At 44.5% G+C, this 18172-nt stretch carries 4 protein-coding genes; 1 reads left to right on the top strand and 3 read right to left on the bottom strand.

Annotated elements, in window-relative coordinates; all coding sequences use genetic code 11:
• The first annotated feature begins 112 nt into the window (after positions 1-112).
• Positions 113-3841 (top strand): ATP-dependent helicase, encoded by a 3729-nt coding sequence (locus RDO37_RS05805; RefSeq protein WP_308498419.1) that lies wholly within the window; start codon positions 113-115, stop codon positions 3839-3841.
• Between the two features lie 155 nt (positions 3842-3996).
• On the opposite strand, the gene panF is transcribed toward RDO37_RS05805, so the two are convergent.
• From panF to RDO37_RS05790, 3 genes are all read right to left on the bottom strand, one after another.
• Positions 3997-5649 (bottom strand): sodium/pantothenate symporter, encoded by a 1653-nt coding sequence (gene panF, locus RDO37_RS05800; protein ID WP_308498418.1) that lies wholly within the window; start codon positions 5647-5649, stop codon positions 3997-3999.
• Positions 5650-5665: 16 nt separating this feature from the next.
• Positions 5666-6031, bottom strand: a complete 366-nt coding sequence (locus tag RDO37_RS05795) for a YhdT family protein (protein ID WP_308498417.1) — start codon at positions 6029-6031, stop codon at positions 5666-5668.
• A 560-nt stretch (positions 6032-6591) separates the two neighbouring features.
• Positions 6592-17868: a DEAD/DEAH box helicase gene (locus tag RDO37_RS05790; protein ID WP_308498416.1), complete on the bottom strand. Its 11277-nt coding sequence runs from the start codon at positions 17866-17868 to the stop codon at positions 6592-6594.
• Positions 17869-18172 lie beyond the last annotated feature (304 nt).

Raw genomic sequence — 18172 nt, 5'->3', positions numbered from 1 at the left:
ATTTTTCATACATGGCTTAGCGTGTATGAGTGCGCTCCTTAATTTGGGAGTAGGCGATAATGCTGATATGATCAGTAGCTACGCAAATTAGTGATCAATTAGTGGGGACAACATGTCTGAGTGGTTAGATGTACTCAACGAAGAACAACGTACTGCGGTGGAAATCACCGAGGGTTATGTGTGTCTTCACGCGGGTGCAGGTACTGGTAAAACCAAGACTCTGACCTATCGCTATGCCTATTTAATTAGTGAATACGGTATCTCACCACGATCTGTGTGGTGCGTAACCTTCACTAACAAAGCTGCAGCCGAAATGAAGGAGCGTGTGAAGGCTCTGTGCGGCAATGCTATTGGCAATCCATTTATCACTACTTTCCACGGCTTTTGCGCTAGCTTTTTGCGTGAAGAGATCAGTGTTTTAGGCTGGCCTAAGACTTTTACCATTGCTGATGTTAACGATGTTAAAGAGATCTTAAGACCTCTGTACAAAGAGTGCGACATCAATGGTAAGGAGCTCAACTTACGTAAGGCTTGGGAGTTTATTGACTCTACTAAAGAGACAAAAGACTACATCCCTGATTTTGTTGGTGATGACTCTTCAATCTTGCTTGCTCGCTCTAGCAGTGCCACAGAAGATACTTTAAAGCTTTATTGGCGCTATCTCTTTGCCCAAAGAAGTACATATACTCTCGACTTTGATGATCTCATCTTACTCACGCTGCACATTTTAAAGAACTTCCCTGAGGTAAGACAGCGTTGGCAAGAGCGTCTTGAATATATCTTGGTAGACGAGTTTCAGGATATCGATAGAGATCAGTATGAGTTAGTGGAGATCTTGGCAGGTTTTAATCAAAACCTCTTTATCGTGGGCGATCCTGATCAGACCATCTACTCCTTTAGAGGTGCTCGCGTTGAGTACTTTAAAGGCTTTGTTGACGCTCATGCTGACGAAGATGGCGTGCAATTACATCTGACTAAGAACTATCGCTCTCAAGGCAATATTCTGCAGGCAGCCTACTCGGTGATCTCAAATAATTTAGATCCTGAGCGCCTGCCTTTAGAGCCAATGCGTGGTGATATTACCTTAGACGATATGGTCAGCGTAATTGATCCAAATTATGAGCCTGATGAAGAGTTAAGTAAGGAAGTAGCCAGAGAGATTCAAAATAAGTCCTATTTAGGCAACGCTGCGAATCGTAATGTACCTGCAGCTTTAGCTCAGCCTGAGCAAACTCTCTATTACGATCCAACTCAAGATGAGAGCTACGAGTCACCATTTGGTGATGATGACTTTAGCTCTATTTTTGAAGACGATTGCGATGAGGTCATACCTGAGGAGTTTAGTACTCAGGTGGGCAAGCCTATGTACGATAGGCTCAAGAAAACCGTCGGCTACAAAAAAGAAAATAAGCTGCGTCGTGTTGGCATCAACTTCGATGCTAATGATGAGTCAAGTTATGCATCTGCAGGCAACTTCGATGGCAACAATACTGATCTTGCTAACGCCTCCTTTGCTAACCTTGGCAGCCAAGATCAAGAGCATAATGCCCATCAGACCGAGCGCTACTTTCCGCCAATTGGTACAGCTACCACTAAAGCACGTGGACGCTATGGTGCGCAGCAAGAAAGAGACAATTACTATAAGAAAAATAAGCCTAAGAGTGTGCATACACTCAAGCCAATCGTGGCTCATGCTGGCAATAGCTTTATTGAGGCAAAGTTTGTTGGCAGAACGATTAAGGATATTCAAAGACACAATCCTGAGGCTAGCATTGCAGTCTTATACCGCTCGCACTTTATTGCTCTCATCTTAGAGCAAGAGCTCGCGGCACGTAAGATTGTCTACAATATGGTGGGCGATCTGAGCTTCTTTGATCGCAAAGAAATTCGTGATGTTATTGCTTATGTACGTCTGAGAGTAAATCTTGATGATGATGTAGCCTTTAGACGTATTGCTAATGTGCCGCCACGTCGCTTTGGTAAGAAGCGTATGGAGCGCTTAGAAGAGATTGCGCGTAATCATCGTTGCTCTTTATACCGTGCTTTGAGCATGGCCATTGATGATCCTTTCTTAAACCCAGGCAATAATATGAGCAAGTTCATCGAGATGATGAACAAGCTCGCCTCAGCTCCATTCCGTAGCCCAAGTGATGATTTAGAGATCATCTTAAATGACTCTGGCTATGATGAGTTTTTAAAGCAATCTGGTGAAGACGAGCGTTTAGAAAAGCTTGCTAGCTTAAGAACCTATTTAAGCGACTTTAAGAAGAATCATGACGATGATGTAAATCTAGCCGACTTTATCGGACAGATTGCTCTCATGAACTCGCTCGATGCTAATCAAGGCATTTCTCCAGTGAGCCTGATGACCGTGCACAACGCTAAGGGCCTAGAGTTTGATTACGTCTTTGTGATTAGTCTTAATGAGTCCATCTTCCCAACTAAGAACTCCATTAACGAGCAAAATGTTGCTGAAGAACGCCGCCTCATGTACGTGGCTATGACCCGTGCCTGTAAGCAGCTATTCTTAGTTGAGGCCGGTGGTGAGCTCTTAAACCGTGCTAAGAAAGAAAGATACACTCGTGAGCCATCTCGTTTTATCGGTGAGCTAAAAGATCAAGACTTTATCAGTATTGGTAAGGCCCCAGAGAAGGTTATCAAGCAGCAGGCTGTTACTCACTCAAGTTACAATCCTGATCTACTTAAGGTCGGTGAGCGCTTCCATCACAAGATCTTAGGCTATGGTCATGTACTCGAAGTTAGAGTAGTTGAAGGCGAGTATGTCGTTTGGTACGAGAAGCTTAACAAGCAGCGCACCTTATCATTCTCACACTCATCCAAGATCGAGCGTCTGAGCGGTAAAGAGGCCAAAGCCAAAGCTATCCCTCAAGTTATCGCCCCACGCCGACAACTAGCCGCATCGCAGGCCCCAACCCAGGCTATAACCTCAGGCTTTGCAAATCAGCCAAGCCCAGCACAATCCCATATCCCAGCACAAGCCTATGGCCAATTACAAGCAAATAGCCCAGTACCACCTCAAGGCTACGGCTATGGTTATAACCAAGAACCATGCTATGGCCAAGATAACGGCTATGGAATGCCAGCAGAAAGTGGTTATGGCATGCCAGCAGAGAACGGGTATAGCCCGTCTGCAAACGGCTATGGCCAGGAGCAGTATCAGAACCATAGCGCTGATGGTACTAACTCAGAGCATTATGCGGCTGAGACAGAAGCATTCGAGGATGAGGATCATGGCTCTGTGCCAAGTGAGCCATATTCATCTTATGAATCAGCACGCTCGCCTTTTGCTAAAGAAAGTGATTCTCCATTTGGAGATAATCCTTTTGCCGAAGAGGAAGATGAGAATGGCTCCATGAGCGTATCTCAGTTCTTAAATTGCTTGGAATCTAACCAAAGTGAGCAAGTAGGCAAACGTAAGACTGCTGCAGACAATCAAAGAGCATACTCTAGAGCACGTGCACCAAGAGCCAATAACTCTGAGCCATATGCTAATGAAGCTACACAAGATATTTATGCTGCTACAAACGCAGCAGATGGTGATGGAGCTTATGCACAGCAAGGTCAGCGCAGAGTAGATCCAAGAGCGATGGGGCAGGGCCGAGGTGCAGCACCTGTTAGCAATGCTTATGGTGGCACTCAAAATGGTGGCACTGCACATGGCGGCAATGCTTATGGTGGTGCGCAAAATGGCGGTGGGTATAGACCTAAGGGTGTTTCATCTTATGAGCGAGCCACTGAGAAGTTTAAGGATGCAGGCTACTCATATGGATTGCCGCAAGGCTTCAATCTGTATAAAGATGATGTAGATAATGATGAATAGGCGCTTGTAAGTGCGTTATTCATAACTAAAAAGGCCAGTGAGCTCATGCCTAAGCATGTTTCACCGGCCTTTGTAGTATTTGGCTATAGCTTATTGCTTGGTTTAAGCTAGTGCCGCTCGTACTTTTTGGACTTAGTAGAGCATTCTTGTTAGGACTAGTCGAGCATTGGTTTGTGAGGGAAGAAGATCATATGGGTCTCCTTGCTCATACGTTGTCCTAAGATCGCGCTGCCAATATAGGTACCAATAAAAGCACCGATAAGGCCAGCTAACATTGCAGGAACAATGCTATGGCAACCAAAGAATGGCAGTTTAAAGATCATGAAGATGGCATAGACTGAAAGTGACAGTGCAATGGAGGTTAATAAACCACAGGTGTTAAAACGTCTCCAGAACATGCCCAAAATAATTGGCCATACAAAGGCACTTTCAAGACCACCAAACGCAAACAGATTTACCCATACCACAATATCCATTGGGAAAAGAGCAAGGGTAATTGCTACCACACCCATCACCATGGTGGTACCACGGGCAATGAGTTTCTCATGATAGCTAATGGAGCTGCTTGAGGCATCTTTAATGAGTTCGTGCTCCTCATTTGATGCGCTCTTAATAGCTGTTGCAGTACTATCAGCTGCATTAGCTTCTGCTGCAGTGCTATCGGCGGCAGCAGCTGCAGATGCCTTGCTTGCAGATGCAGTGGAGCTATCGCGGTGGAGTGACTTAAATAAATCACGAATGATGGCCGAAGCTGCAGCAATTAACAGTGAGCTTACAGTACTCATGGTTGCTGCTAATGGGCCTAAGATAGTTACACCGGCAATGATTGGGTGCATCTTAGTTGCAAGCAGAGTTGGTATCACCGCATCGGTACCTGCCTTTGGCATCTCAGTAATAACCGCACGTGAGAGTACGCCGAGCATGGTCATACCGATCATCAGTGCACCACAAACTACGGTAGCGATGATCATGGACTTGTGCAGATCATGAGATGACTTATATCCCATGCAACGCACTAAGCTCTGTGGTAGACCAACAGTGGCAAAACCTACTAAGACCCATGATGAGAACAGTAAGCCTAAAGAAAGATTGCCGCCAGCGTTAAACTCAAGATTACGGCTAATGCCAGTAGCCTCATCAATGTTTACCTTAGAAAGAGTGTCCATAATAGCAGCAATGCCACCACCTTCAGAGATGATGACGTAAGCTAAGATAAACATGCCTAGTAACATTAAAAAGGCACAGACAGCATCAGTAATTGCCACAGCTCTAAAGCCTCCTGATGAGTATAAAACTGTCACCAGGGCAAAGATAATGAGACCAAAGCTGTAATCAATACCAGTAAGACCTGCAAAGATCTGAGCGCCGCCAATGAACTGACCGACGATCATGGCAGTAAAGAACAGCACCATCATCACCGCTAAGATGAAAGATACAGTGCGAGACTTAAAGCGCTCAAATAAGAGGTCGATAACAGTAAGACTATCAGTGCGGTGAGCAAGGATAGTCATTCTTTTGCCGAGCATACCTAAGATCAAGAATGCAGTAATGATCTGAGGTGCGGCAAAGACCACCCAACCAAGACCGAGATTCCAAGCAACACCTGGTCCTGAGATGAATGAAGATACAGAGCCATAGGTTGCAACTAAGGTCATCGCTAAAACGATGCCGCCTAAGTTTTGCGAACCTAAGAAATACTCTTTTTTAAAGTGAGCTGCACGATTAGCTCGATATGAAGTGATGTAGCCAATAGTTAAAAGAACGGCAAAGAAAATACCTATTGGCAGCAAAGGAAGAACGTTAGTCATGTCTTGTAAGCTACCTTTAGATAGAATTATTCTTGTTATTAGCTACAGTTAAGCCATCATCAGAGTGCTTATAGGATGGCACTTTTAGAGCCATGGACTTTAAGCAAACTTTTACTAAGAAGATAACGGCTATAACAGAGAAAGCATAACCTCCAAGGCAGCTTAGAACAAACCACAAAGGTAGATGCAAGAGAGTGACTGAAGAGTCGTGGGTGAAGAAGATAGACAGCCAGAACACCAAAGTTACCACTACAGCTGCAATAAAAGTGTAGAGGGCTTCAGAATCTAGCTGCTTCATTTGAGAAGCGTATTGCTCAAGATCGAATGCGCCTTGATGTGCAACATCAGAGGCATTGCTCTTGAGAATATCATTTCGGCGCATAAGAATCCCTTATTTTGCCTAGATCGACGATAGAGCATATCGTCTAAGGTAAGTGGTCGCTCGTTCACTTAGCCTTTAGTTAGCGGCACCTCCCCTAGTTATCGCCCGCCTCTTAGCTCAAGGCAATAACACGTCTATAGCTTCACAACAAGCTCAAACCCTGTACCGCAAGGGCATGAAGCTAGCCCCTAAACACGTGGCGTCGTAAATAAACTCCTTACCGCCATCGCCTAGAGACTGCGCAATTATGCCAAAAAGAACACGCAAAAGCACATCAATTGTGCAATTATTTAACAATAATCGGCAAAAACTTAACAAAGTTTGCCTAATTTGCACAAGCAGCTATCCACATCTTTTAGCCATCACCTCGTGCAGTCAATGGCTCATCATCGCCTCAAAACAAGTGGCAGTGCAATCCAATCTACAGCCCAAGTTTCAGCTCAGGCTCAAGTTACTGCTCAAGGCCAAGCCCAAGTTCCAGCTCAAGCTTAAGTTACATCTCAAGCTCCAGAGCATAGCCGGAGCCAAACTCCACCTCAAGCTCAAGGCTACGTCCAAGGTTAAGCCTTTGGCGAATATGGATGACCGTAGCCAGCGAGCATGATGACATAGACAAAGCCTGCGCGTTTAGCCTCATTGCACCAGAGCTTAGAGTAAGCAAATGGCTCCTTTTGATGGTTAGCTAAGGCCTCATTGGCGCGGCGCTCATCAGAGTTTAAGGTGTCTTGGTATGTCCAAGTGGCAATATTACTAATAAACAAGCCATCAACTAACTCCACATTGTATTTAATCATGGCATTGAAGATTGGATTCTTTTGCGACAAACGACCAATGATGCATGGGCTTGATTGTTCATCTTTTTGATGGAGGATATAGCACACAAACTGTTCTTGGAAGGTGCGTGGGCTATAGCCATTGATGCCATTGTTAACGCGGACTAATTGCAGCATCACACTGTCATTGCGCTTCACGAAATTGCGGATGTAATCGTTGATGCCAAAGTTACTAGCTTGCGCTGTAAAGCTTATGAAATAGTGATCTAGTTGCGGTTGTTTTTCGCTAAATTGTGAGACTTGTTCGCGCTCGTAGATATAGCGACGGTTTTCATCTAAAGCTTTTTCACGATCGGCCTTAAAGGCGCGTAAGTACTTGCGAGCACGGGTGTATGCCACATAGTACAGACGACGCTCTTCTTCAAAGTCAGCAAGCTCATCATCAAAGAGCGGAATAGTTTTCGCAGCGTGTGCGGCACTAGCTGCATCTTTATAGTTTGAGCGCTTAAAGCCATGCAAATTAGAGACGTTCATATGCTCACTCAGAGGCAGCGGTGCAAAGGTAGGTACGACCATTACTAAGTCGAACTCTAAGCCCTTAACCTTGTGCATAGTGGTCATTACGACCTGCAAACTCTCATCTTGACCACTATCGTGTCCTAAAATACGCTTAGAACCATAGCGCTCATAGAGTTTGAAGATCTGACCACCATCATCACTGCCTAAGATATCTACATAGTACTCATAGAGATCTTCAAAGTGTACTTTGCCATCTTGCTCATCAAGCGAGTCCATGAAGCTAAGTACTGTGCAATAAGCAATGTCGAGCAGCACCTTATCCCACAGCGGGAACATTTGCATTAAATATATGCATAGCTCCTTAATCTCTTGAGCTGTACTCTTGTTTTGCTCAAGTGAGCTGTCCTCAGAAGTTACAATTAGATCATCGCTAATGCAGACACGCTCTCTATTTTGATAGATATAGTTGGCGATCTCATAGAGTTCACGTTCTCTAAACCACGCAAGTGAGCTACCACCCTGAATATGCAAATGCACATAGTCTGGAATGCTGTTCTTGATCTTGCTTAAGCCGCGATAAACATCGTTATTGGTTCTAAAGAGCAGTGCAATAGTCTTAATCGAGCGACGTTCACCTTCTTTGATGAGATCGTATGCCTGTTGCTTGCGGTTATTAAGCTCAATCTCGGCGCTAACCTCATCCATGATGTGCTTAAGGTCGACATCCTTTTTAGACTCAGAAATTTGCCTGCGCAACACCAGCTCTTCTTGTTTTGCTCTGGCCTCAGCCCTGGCTTGTAGTTTAGCCTCAGCCTTGGCTTTTGCCTTGGCCTTAGCATCAGCCTCAGCTGATTGCTTGGCTCTTACCTTGTCATTAGCAGAAGCACTGTCATCATCCTGAGGATGGTCATCTTCAATAAAGTCAGGCAGCTCATCGTCGTCATCATCGCTTATGAGCTTGCTCAGCGTATTTATGCCCTTGTCAGCAGAGTCGGTGCTTTCAAGGCCTGTGGCTACAAACTCTTCAGCAGCATCGGCAGAATCATCATCGGTATCTTTGGCATCTGCGCTCGCTACTGTAGGATTCTTTTGCTCAATGGCTAGAGGCTTAGCTTGATGGTCATTGGCATTTAGCTTTAAGTCAAACTCTTGTAGCGTACTCTTAAGGAGCTCCTCGCCTTGTTTAATGAGCTCGATAGACTCGCGGTTTTTCTTACGAGCAAACTCAAAGGTTTTCTTAAAGAGCTCGTACCATAAGTTGTTAGGATTCTCGGTAAGATCGTAGACGCGGGCGTACTCATGCTTAGGCGCAAAGCTGGCGATTTTAGGATCGCTAACTGGCAAGTAAGTCTTATCCTTTAAAAACTCGGAGGCGAGTTTGAGGATGTCTGGATAAGAGCGGTAATTGCGGCATAAAGTCATGGTGACAGGCTTAAAGCGCTGCTGCAAGTAGTAATAATATGGCTCAGGACAAAGCTTAGCTGCATACTCTTGCACACTAATACGCTGATTGCTGCCATGATTATTGATGCGATCGAATCCGTAGATACTCTGATTAATATCGCCAATGGTAAACAAGCGTAAATCCTGATACTGACTGACGATGAGATTGAGCACCTGTAGACGAGTAGCAGTAATGTCTTGGAACTCATCGATCATGAGGTACTCAAGACGTGGGAATAGGCTTGTAAAGAGCTGCGGCTCAAGCTGCAGGTAACTTGCAAGAGCTAGCTCCCATGAGGAAGTTTCGATATCGTTGAGTTTACCTTGCAAACAGCGTTTGGCTAAACCATGGAAGGTAAAGACCTTGATGCGACGACCAAGACGCGGCATACCAAGCTCACTAAAGAGTGTGCTGAGGCGGTTTTTAAGCTCGATAACTACAGCGCGGTTATAGGCAAGTACTAAGATTGACTCAGGAGCGACGTGCTCGCGATACACTAAACGTGCTGCTCTCATGGTTAAGATGTGAGTCTTACCAGAGCCAGGTCCTGCCATAACATTGATATTTTGATTAAGCGGAGCGTTATAGATCTGCCATTGCTCTTCATTATCAACTAGCTTGCTCTCTTCAAGTTCTAAAGCATGCGCCTGCAGCTGCTGCAGTAGCATGCTGTTCTTGTTAGAGAACTTAGCAATATTGTTAACAAAGTCATCGGAGTTTTTAGACTGGAAGATGCTCTGAATAAACGAGTTGCGCATACTCTCAGGCACTTGTTCACAGAACAGCTGCATGATGCTAATACGCAGACGTCTAAATTGCTCTATAAGCTCAAACTCTCTACGCTTATTGTAAAACTTCGATTGTTCAGTATCGGCCGCATCGATATCACTCTTGCAGCCATCTAAGGTAAAGATCTCAATACCAAAGCTCATTAAAGATGAGCTCTTAATGAAGTTTAAGGTGCCTAAAGCATCGAGAATAAATCTAAAGTAGTTATAGCCGTAGATTTGTTCAGAGAGCTTATTGTAAGCATCATATGCATTATTGCGTGAGTGCTTAAGCTCGTATTTATTCCTAAGATTGATCGAGTCCCTGTGCATGAGGCCGAGCATATTGATCACGGCACACCAGTTATCATGCCAAGTATAGCTATTTGCAAGGCTTGCTTGCTCTTCTTTAGTATCACTCGTGCTCTGTGCGGCATTAGCTAATGCTGGATTTTGCTGATAGTTATGGAGCAGGTCTTGATGGACATTGTTAGAGCTTTGAGTGCTTTGTAAATTGCGTGATTGTAAAAACTCGATGATCATGAGGAGATCTTCATACATCACATCCAAAAAGAGCTCGTAGGCATTGTTGCTTACTTCAAGCAATAAAGCATCGGCTGAAGCCACATCATGGTAGCGTTGCTTATCGTAGCTTACTTTAATGCCTGGTAAATATGAGGCAGTATTAGCAAGCAACCTAAAGATAGAGGTAGCAACTTTCTCTGCATAAACCTCTACCCGCAAATGGCTCGAGTGATTTTCCTTCTCAAACCAAGGCATGAACTGAAATACATTAGTGATAACTTCCTCTGAAGTATCCACCAGTCCATTTTTATTAGGATCGCTCTTAGTGCTCTTGATAACTTTCTTGACCTCATAGAGCTTACAATCAGGCAATAAAGGATCCATAAACTCTTGTACTAAGTTAAAGCACTTTTTGCGGGTGAATAAGATATTGCGATAGGACTTATGCTCCTGTGATTGCATCCCTTGAGGATTAGAAGAGCCATCAGCATTACTAGAAGATGCAGCTGACAGTGAGTACTCCTCACTATCAATAACATTGAAAGCCTTCTTGGCTTGTTCAATCGACTCTTGATCAGAGTTTTGATACTGAACTTGCTCAAAGCCATCTAATGAATGCCCATCAATGTCAGATGTGCGTCCATTGTGCTTGAAGGTACGTTGGTTATGACCATGGCGTTTAAAGAATAGGCTATCTTCCTCATAGCGCTCAGCTTCGATCTTAAGGGCTCTTAGATATGTAGAGTATCCATCAGAAAAGACAGAGCGTAGCACTTGTATCGCAATTGAGATGGTTGGTAGATGCGTGGCAATATACTGCTCATATTGTCTATATGCCACGTCATTTGGATTAAAGAAATAGCCGACCTCATGGCGACGATGCTCCAAAAAGTCGATGCTAAATGGTGCTGCAATTTCCAGAGTATTGCGCTGCATTAGCTCAATTAACGCATTGATAACCTGTGCATTCGAGAGCTTGCACTCACGAGAAAGCTTAGCTACATCAACAAGCTGATCTACATCAGATGCAATCAGTACATGGTCGCTTAAATCTTTGTCTTCATCAAGATCTTCATCAAGCACCGTTGCAATAGCACTATCAGTGCTCTTAGCGAGATCAGAACTATCTAAGCTCTCAGGGCTATCTGAGCTTTCAGAATTATGAGCGTTCTTAGCACTCTTAGTTTCATCGGCGCTATCATCATCATTGTCAATGCTTTGAGCATTTGCCTGTACATCAGCTGCAATGAGATCAGCAGCAGCCTCTAGTGCTGAGTCATTAGCATCTTTAGCTGCATCATCCTTAGCATCTACAAGCTCAGCTGCTTGCTCATCATCTTCAGCCGCAGTAGCTTTCTTAGCATCTACAAGCGCAGCTGCTTTTTCTGCATCTTTAGCTTGCTGAGCTTTGGCCTTACGTTCTAGTCTGGCGCTTTTAGCTTGATCAACGAGCTTGAGCAGGGCTGAACCAATTAAAAACTCGCTCAGTGATCGCGATTCATGATCGAGGATATCGCGATCACGCACAATAAAGGCGTCACTATCTTGATGTGTCTTATCCTGATAGCTATGGTCACTAGCACTGTTGTCCTCGCTTTCATTGCTAGTTAGGCCTAAAGCAGCAGCTGCAAGTTTGGAGATAGGATCTGAGCTCATCTTGCTTGAGATGGTGATACGCGGAGTATCATCATCTGTGGAGCTAAAGAGATCAGATTTAGCTGCATCTTCAGAGATAAGATAGTTTTGGGCAATCTTAATCGTGCTTAAGTGCCTCTTGAGCTTGTCGTAGTCGATACGAACTGGCAGCGGACACAGGCCATTAAACTGCGTGCAAATGCGTCCTAGCTCCTCAAGGTAGCTTAAGATGATACGGTTATGGGTATTAGTCTCATTAGAGCTTGGGACTAAGATCTTATTGCGACTACGGCTAACGACATCAATAGGCGTTAGTACCGGAGTTTTCTTGGCCTCTTCAAGTGATCTAAAGTGCTTAATATATGAGCGCAGCGACTTATCTGCATCAATGAGCTGATTCCAGCTTATAAGCTGGCTGTTGATCTTTTCATTAGCCTTTTCAAAATCACTCTGGCAGTACAGACATAAAGCTGGGATCTTGGTACCGTTTGGAAAAGCCTTAAAGTAGGCTTGCATATCACGGCCAGCACGACCGACTTCTTGTAAGTAATCTTCAAAGACCGCAGGTGGGCTAAAGTGCACTACATAGTGGATATTTGGAATATCCATGCCCATACCAAAGGCTTTTGTGGCGCATAGGACATAGATAGGCTTATCTAAATTTTTATGCTGCTCTGATGACAAAACATCATCGACAGTATCTTGTGAGGTGCTGTCTTGTGTTTGAGCATCATCGTCTTTATAGCGCTCAAAGAGATTCTTACGCGCTGTAGCAGAAAGGCCAGCGTGAAAGAAATCCACATGGCCAGCGATCTTGGCAATTGGACCTAAGTGGGCAAGATTAAGCCTACCGTGCTCTACAGTGCGGTCAATACTTTTCTCTGCAATAAAGGTGTATGCTGCCGATTCTAAAGCTTGTGAGACCTTCTCACAGAGCTTGCGTGTTTGACAGAAGATGATCATGCGGCTTTGATCAAAGTCGATGTTCTCTTCATTGATGAAATTTAATATCGCGCTAATGCGGCTTTCAAAGTCTTCAGATACTTGTCGCATCTGAATTTTGATGTGCTCACGAATAGGATTGTAATTGTCACTACTCTCGCCTAAACGCAGTGGATTGTTGAGGTAGCTCATGAGCTCAGTAGAGACCTGTGTGGTCATAGTGGCAGAGCACATGATAATGGCCAGATCAAAACACTGACGCAAAACACGACAAATCTTGGCCGCATTAAGATAGTCAGGTCTAAATTCCTTGCCCCATTGTGAGATACAGTGGGCCTCATCAAAGACCAAATATTCACCGCCACCATCGCGCTCAAAGCGAGCACAAATAGTCTCAAAGAAGTGACGGGATCTAAAGCGCTCAGGAGTTACGTACAGAAGATTGGTTTTGCCAGAGATAATATTGGCATAACTCTCCTGAATATCGCGATAGCCACGGTCAGAGGATAAATAATCGGCGTTAGTAAAGCCTTTGTTTCTCAGCTCAATTACTTGGTCAAGAATCAAAGCTTTAAGCGGGCATACAACGATGGAAAGTCGCTTAGAAAAGTTAGAGCGATACAGTGCTGGTCCTTGGAACAGTACTGACTTACCACCGCCTGTTGGAATGCTAATTAAATAGTCATTACGCTTGCTTAGAATATGCGGCAAGGCCTGAGCTTGATACGAGCGCCACTCATGTCCTCCAATAAAAAGTTTGGAGATAACGCCCATAGCTCGCTTGATAGCTTGCTGCCCCTTTTGACCTTCATCGACTAAGTCATCAAGCTCATGTCTCTTTCGGCTATCACTCTCAAAGGCAGTAAGCGCAACCCGATCAGCACGGCGCTGACTGAGAGCATCAAAATCGCCTTTACCCTGGCCATCCATGCCATAGTGATGCTCATTACCAAAGCTACTCTCTCCATGTGCATCGCCATGCCAATGAGCCCCAGCATTAAAGTCGTCATCACGACCTGTATCAAAGCGAGGTGCAGCGCTATAGCCATCATCAAATGGCGCATCGTTATATGGATCACCGCCATATGGATCGCGGCCATATTGATCTTCGTACGGCCCACTATATGGCTCAGCACCATCACCGCCAGTAGCTCCGGCAGCGTTAGGACCATCCACGGCCGGGGAGACTCCTGCTATAGCGTGAGTAGCGCCATTAGGATCGTTAAAGCCAGTCTGATGTAAGAGTAGGTCTAATTTGCCTAAAGCCTGCTTAGTATCAAAGGATACTTCGTTGCTGATAAAGGACTTTACGAGCGAGAGTAAATGATTACGCTCTTGTGTGGAGCTAAATAATGGCAGCTCGATAAAGGCATCTTTATATGCCTGCTTATGGCTTAAGCGGGCATGATCTTCAAGCGCAGAGAGTAAGGTTAGATTGGCATCGATACAGTAAAGATCAAGTGTGCCTACTAAGTTAGTGATAGAGGATTTAATGAGTGCTATCACGCCCTCAATCATCGCGCTTAAAGACTGCTCACCTGAGTAATATGGATCTAAGCTCTTCTCATCGTTCTGAGCTAAAGATTTAAGGCGCTGCTTGCTCTTTAAGATATGTAAGCCTAAGGCGCTTAAATGCGGATAGAGAGATGCACTCTTAGTAATGGCAGCTTGTGAGTCATTATCAGTACTTACACCACCAAGCACCTCGCACAGTGGCTCTAAAGCACTAAACTCTTCTAGGCAGACATTATCGATAATGATAGGAATTGAGCTAACTTGAGCTTGTAAACACAAGCTCTCATAGACGCTTTGCAGATTTACTCTGCCATTAAGCATATCCTCAAGACTGATGATTTCTAGATTGAGCTTTAAAGCCTTGCTAATGAGGGCTGTAGGCTTAATATCCTTGGTATAGGCAATAACATAGAGTGCCTGTACACAGCTATCTGCACCCTCACTACGACCGCTCTTATTAGTGTCGCTTGTAGCAAGTTTATCTAAAAGCTTTGTAATAAGCTGCAGCTGCTCACTTAGATAGTAGGCAAGCATACGCTCGCTGTAGCGATCACGTGTGTTTAACTGCGGCTGTTTTAAGATGGCGCTTATTTTGTCTTTGTTATCGATAAGCTCAGTGCCATCATCAGCATAGCTAGTTGAGCTGCTTTTTACAAAGTGCAGCTGAAGGTTTAGGCAAGATGGAGCGAGATTGATCTCCTCCTTGCTAGTCTCTTTATCTTGAGCGTTAGTCGCAGCAATATTATTGGCTGCATCAGCCTTTAAACTAGCTGCTGTACCTTTAGCCTTAGATGCAGAGGCCGCATCGTGAGATGAAGTTGGTAAGCCCCGTCCTTGGCAGTTAGGCAGCGGAATATGGCATATGAGTTCATCATAGACATAGAGTAATTGCTCTAAGACTTGATTACGCTCAGCACGATAGATTGCAATGGCCTCACGATCTTTTGGGGTAGCGAGCTTTTTGATGATCAGAGTGTTCTTTTCATCAATAAAATCTGAGGCAAGTAGCGACTGCTCATCATCACCTGAGGCAGTGCTGCTTACGCTCTCGCTATCAAGCACCTCGATGTCTTGCTCAATACGCTCAGAGACTAACTCTTCATCGCTATCAGAGTAGCTATTAGCATGATCTACAGAACCCTCGATGTCGTTTGATGCCATCTCATCGAGGCTAGCACCACCACCATCAGCCATGCTTGCAGCGCTGTTATCACTCTCATGCGCTGCAATATGGCCATCATCAGATGCGATAGAAGAACCAAGCTCACTTTCATCATTTGCAGCGCCTTTAGTAGCGCGAGCTTGATGATTTTCTGCCTTTGGCTTTTGCTTAAGATTATTAGCGCGGGCGCTGTCAGTAGAGGCATTTTTATCTTCGCTATTATTCTCAGAGCTCTCATTAGTTGTGAACTTTAAGAGCTCTTCACTCATAGCACCCGAGATAAGAGTGTACTTACTCTCTAGAGAGTTGAGTTTAAGCGCTAAAGTAGGCTCCACGATAGCAATAGACTTAAGGCTATAGCATTCGTTTAATGCCTTTAAATAGAAGCTGTGGTTGAGTAAGTCGCGCTCATAGCCTAAAAGATAGATACGATCTTTTACGAGCAAATCTGCAGTAACAGAGCTTTGCTTAGCCAAAGTATCAATGTCGCAACAAATAATGCTCTTGTCATTATCGATATCAAAGCTCTGTACATAAGAGCTTAATAACTCATAGCAGCGCTCAGCGACATTCTCTTTAGAGTGCATAAACTGACTTAAGCTTGATCGAGAACAATAGAACAAGGAGCGTGGTGCACTTACACCCACCTTCACGCAGTCAGGCAAGAATGCGGCGCGTAAGTTGCCTTGGCTACTTACTCTTATGAGGTAGTCATTAAGGCAGGCATTAGCAAGCGGCTGAGATCTTAACTTTTCAGGGCTTATAAGCTGATGGCTCTCATCTGCAAAAGCAAAGTCTACTTTTAGATAAGTATTGAGCGCTTCAAATAAGCATTGTGGTGCCAAGATGAGTGAGTTTTCGATCTTGCCTAAGAGCTTAGCAAAGCTTTCAACCTTAAGCGTGCGCATAAACGAGCGCATCAGCTGTGAGGCAAAGTCCCCACCATCATCAAACGCGCATGTGCCTGCAGCCACCACATCAGCCGCCGCTGCATTATCAGCCAGCGAATCAGCAGCCTTGCCATCAGCAGCCTTGCCCTTATCAGCAACTGCGCCATCAGAAGCATCATCAGTATTGGCTTCATCATTGGCTTTATCATCCTCAACTAATGCATCGCTTTTAGTGCTTGCGTCGTCATCGGCATCTGCATGGGCTTTGGCAGCACAGGCAGCACCCTTAACTGCAGCGATGTCACGCATTTTATATGCGTCTTGAGATGCTGGTAAGATTGAGCTTAAAAGTTCTTTTAAATCGGCTATGATGCGGCTTGAAAAGATGGAGCTATTAGCATCGGTGCATGCCTTAAGCAGCTGATGCTCGTTTAGCTTACGACTAATACCCTCGCTGAGCTCTAGTTGCAGTTGTGAAAGGTCATTAGAGCTAAGCAAGCTGGAGATTACGAATAGTCGTGCAGTATCGAGTCGCGCAGCATGTGGCATCTCTCGAGGAAAGTGCTCAGCAAGCTTATTTGAGAGGGTTGTGACTGCACTAAAGAGAGTTTTATGCTGCTCAAAGAGAACAGTCTCAAGCTCGTCTAAATCAAGATAGCAAATGTCACGATTAATGCGGCTATCAAAGGTAGCTAGATTGCGTCCATAGACTAGGCACTGTGACTGCAGTTTAGGCAGCGAGCTGAGATCTTTTGCTAGTACGCTCTGCTGCGTTGCCCAAAGTGAACGCTGTGCGGGTGTATTTGAGCTTACTGTGTCAGTGCTTGCGTATGAGGTTGCTTGCTCTCGGTTCTCAAGGGCGTTAAAGCTGATGACTAAGTTTAAAACGTCATCATCCTGAGGTAGCTTAAGAGACTTATCTTGGGCGCTGATGCTCAGATGGACAAGATTATGAACCTTAAGTACCTGCATGATATGTTCAGGTACGTACTTAAGATAGAGATCGCTAGAGTTAAGCTTAAGTGAGTACTCAATTTGCTCTGTAGTGCTTAGGCCTGATAGTAAGGACTCGAGTTTATCTGCACTCAAGTGCTCAATATCTAGCTCTTTATCTAAAAGCAGATCATGCTGTATGTGCTTGAGCTTATCATGTTGCTGTGGGCTAAGTTTGGCAAGCAACTTTGCATGCAGCTTAGTTGCCTCAGCATTTTCCTCAGTATAGTCAGAGCTCTGTGAGGTTAGTGAAGCATGCTGTAAGCAGCTTAAGAAGTTAATTGCATCTTGGGAGCTAATGGTTTTATCGGTAATGAGGTCTAGTACCTCATCTAAAAGCTCACTCTTAGCAAGGCAAAAGGTTGTAATGGATCTTACAAAGCGGCCATAATGTTTAAAGCGGGTAGCTGTAAACTTTTGCTCTCTACATCCTTTAAAAAAGAGTTTGCTTGCACAGGTAAATAAGAATAATAGTCGCTCAGCGGAGATGTTTTTTAGCTGATCAGGGCAGGTAGTCTGAGGATTAGCGTTAATGACGCTTGCGACCATAGAGTCAAAGTTAGCAGCAATGAGTTCCTGTGACTTTGGATCACAAGAGATCAATACTTGCTTAACTACCTCATTATCTTTAACCGCTAAGGTTGCAAGAATGAGAGATGACTCTGATGCCATAGCTTTCCTTAGATTACGATGATTATCCTTAGATCATAACCCGAACATAAGGTGTATGCATGGCTTTGGGGAAAATTAACAGTTCTGATGATATCTAAGCCATTTAGATCAGCGTCCATGACCTAAAAAGAGTGCCATCAGAAAGCAGAGCAAGCACAAAGCGAAGAAAACAGCTAAGCAGAGCAAGAACAAAGCAAAGAAGATCAGCTAAGCATGGTAAGCCAAAGCGAAGAAGGTCAGCTGCGCAAGGCTGTAAAGCCTATTAACAGCCAACCTTATGCATTGTGACACTTGATCACAAGCC

Source organism: uncultured Anaerobiospirillum sp. (genome assembly GCF_902485895.1).
GTDB classification, from domain to species: Bacteria; Pseudomonadota; Gammaproteobacteria; order Enterobacterales; family Succinivibrionaceae; genus Anaerobiospirillum; species Anaerobiospirillum succiniciproducens.
The sequence above is the reverse complement of the archived record's forward strand: the minus strand, read 5'-3'. Positions and strand labels throughout refer to the sequence as shown.

Coding starts and splice junctions, on each gene's coding strand:
- RDO37_RS05805 (WP_308498419.1), top strand. CDS start 113: ATGTCTGAGTGGTTAGATGTACTCAACGAAGAACAACGTACTGCGGTG.
- panF (WP_308498418.1), bottom strand. CDS start 5,649: ATGACTAACGTTCTTCCTTTGCTGCCAATAGGTATTTTCTTTGCCGTT.
- RDO37_RS05795 (WP_308498417.1), bottom strand. CDS start 6,031: ATGCGCCGAAATGATATTCTCAAGAGCAATGCCTCTGATGTTGCACAT.
- RDO37_RS05790 (WP_308498416.1), bottom strand. CDS start 17,868: ATGGCATCAGAGTCATCTCTCATTCTTGCAACCTTAGCGGTTAAAGAT.